At 35.3% G+C, this 2,790-nt stretch carries 1 protein-coding gene and 1 pseudogene; both read left to right on the top strand.

Annotated elements, in window-relative coordinates:
* The first annotated feature begins 72 nt into the window (after positions 1-72).
* The gene (locus tag AB3X49_RS20750) at positions 73-1,701 is read left to right on the top strand and encodes a multicopper oxidase family protein (protein ID WP_367964461.1); all 1,629 of its coding nucleotides are present in this window, start codon (positions 73-75) and stop codon (positions 1,699-1,701) included.
* Positions 1,702-1,717: 16 nt separating this feature from the next.
* Positions 1,718-2,790 (top strand): annotated as a pseudogene (locus AB3X49_RS20745) (copper resistance CopC/CopD family protein); the annotation flags it as partial.

Raw genomic sequence — 2,790 nt, 5'->3', positions numbered from 1 at the left:
TGTGAGGTGATAGGCAATGAATCCACGTATGAAAATTAATAGTTTACAACAAAAAATGAAAGAGAGACTAATATGAAAAAGGAATTTATACAAAGCGATTTAAGAAATATATTGATTGCGGCATGCTTACTATTAGGGTTAGTTATTTTCGGATATTTTTTAATTAATAATTACCCAGGTACAAATGAAAAAAAGAAGTTAAGAGACGTAACATCTACTTCAGAAGCAATTACATCTCTTACGAATTCAAATGCAGAAAATAGGGTTACAAAAACTTTTAATATTACGGCGAAAGTAGCAAGTTTAGATTTGGGAAATGGGAAAAAGGTAGATGCATGGACCTTTGATGGAACATCACCGGGTACTCAAATTCGAGTTAAACAAGGTGAACGTATTGTTGTAAATTTGAAAAATGAATTACCAGAACCGGTTACAATCCATTGGCACGGATTAGATGTTCCTGCGGCGGTAGATGGTGTTCCAGGTGTTACGCAAAATGCTATAAAACCAGGTGAAACATATACATACGCATTTAATGCTGATCAGGTGGGGACATATTGGTATCATTCACATCAAAAAGGTGCAAAACAAACGGAGCGGGGACTATTTGGAACCATTGTTATTGAACCGAATAAACCAGCTGTAAAATATGAAAAGGATTATACAGTGGCGATCCATGAATGGAAAACAGGAGCCATAAAAACCGGTAAGCATAATGGCGAACAAGATAAAGATTGGGATAGCTATCCTAGCAATCATATTCGAAATGAAAAGGCGCAAACTTTAGAAGGACCGTTAATGATGCCAAGTAATGATCAACTCAAAGATTTATCTGATGGAGATGATTACGATGTATTTACATTAAATGATACAAGTGAGGAACTACGATTGGATGCAAAACCAGGTGAAACAGTACGCCTTCGCTTAATTAATGCTGGGAATAATACGCATTTAATGACATTAGTTGGGGCGCCATTTCAAATTATTGCATTAGATGGTCGTGACATAAAAGGTGGGGACGAGCTAGATAAAGCAATTCTTCCGATGGGAGCTGCACAACGTTATGACCTTGTTTTTAAAATGCCAGAAACAATGAGTGTAAAACTTATTAATGTTGATCCATCTAAGAAAATGAATCGAATGTTAACGACGACTATTGGGAACGGTTCTTTGCCGAAAAAACCTGTTGATATAAAGAGTTATCCATGGTTTGACTTTACGAAATATGGAGAAAAAGAAGTTGGCAAGTTTACGATAGATTCAAAGTTTACAAAAGTCTATGATATGGATTTGGCAGAAGGTGTGAAAGATGTAAATGGACAAGAAAAATGGGTGTATACGATTAATGGAAAGACATCACCTGACATTCCACCAATTAAAGTAGAGAAAGGGGATAAAGTTAAGATTCGATTTAAAAATAAGGGGGAAGAAATTCATCCAATGCATTTGCATGGACATACATTCCAGGTTATTTCTAAAAATGGTAAACCAATGGAGGGAAGTCCGATTTACTTAGATACAGTTAATGTTTTTCCGGGAGAAGAATATGAAATTGCTCTAGAGGAAAATAATAGTGGACTATGGATGGTTCATTGTCATCATCTCGTTCATGCGGAAAAAGGAATGCATACGATGATGAATTATGAGGGGGTAACTACTCCGTTTTCTACAGGAGATCACGCGGGTAATCATCCAGAATAATAATACGGAGGTTTTCATGCTTTATAGAATGATAGTATTTATTGTAATAAGTACAAGTATATTTTTATTTTCTCATAGTAGTGTATTTGCTCATACAAGTGTTGTAGGAGCCACCCCTAAAGAGGGTGAGGTTCTTACAGTACAACCGGAACAGATTTTAGTGAACCAGTTGCGGGAAATGTAGTTAATATTGAATTGCTAGATGCAAGTGCAAAGAGAGTGCAAGTATCAAAGGTTGAAATATTAGATAACCCAACAAAATTAAAAGTGAAATTACCAAACTTAAATAATGGTACTTACACAGTAAGGTGGTCTATGATTTCTGCAGACGGACATCCGAGTGAGGGAGGCTATCCCTTTTCAATTGGAGAAGAAGTACAAACTAATGTAGTGGTAGAGGGAAATGCGAGTGGGAGTGGCTCAGTATTTTCAGATGTTATGATAGTAACACTACGCTATATTGTAGAGGGAATGATTTTAATTGGAGCAGGAGTAAAGTGGCTCGATATGTTTGTAAAACGTTATAGCTTACCTCCCATATTGCAAAGAATGAAGAATATGAAAAAGATTTTCTTCTCTATACTTGTAGTAGGATTAATAGCCGAATTAATAGTATATAAGTCAGTTATTCCGAAGGGAAGTTTACTTATTCATTCGCCATTTTCAGTTATTATTATGATTCAACTGCTATTATTAGTTCTTATGTCTTTGCGGCATATGGGGAACGAATGGTATGCGCTAATTTGGGGATTTCTTGTTGCGAGTTTTTCTTTCACAGGTCATGTATGGATTACTAATCCAAATTGGGCAGCAGTTATAATTAGAATGGTCCACGTTATGAGTATTGCAGTGTGGCTAGGAGCACTTATTTATTTAGCTCTTGTTATAGCGTGGACAACATTATACAAAATTACATTTGATCAAAAGATTTTCCGTAAGCATTTTAGCATTATTGCTGGTATTTCATTTATTCTAGCATTTCTTTCTGGGGAATTAATTGTGTTTTTACAGACAAGGAATTGGGTACTTTTTAATTTTAATTCAATATGGACGAACCTTTTAAATATAAAGATTCTTACTGTATGTATA

The organism is Bacillus sp. C30 (assembly GCF_040838255.1).
Classification (GTDB): domain Bacteria; phylum Bacillota; class Bacilli; order Bacillales; family Bacillaceae_G; genus Bacillus_A; species Bacillus_A mycoides.
The sequence above is the reverse complement of the archived record's forward strand: the minus strand, read 5'-3'. Positions and strand labels throughout refer to the sequence as shown.

What these genes read in the sequence shown, in the direction of transcription:
- AB3X49_RS20750 (WP_367964461.1), top strand. Translation starts at nt 73, where the DNA reads ATGAAAAAGGAATTTATACAAAGCGATTTAAGAAATATATTGATTGCG.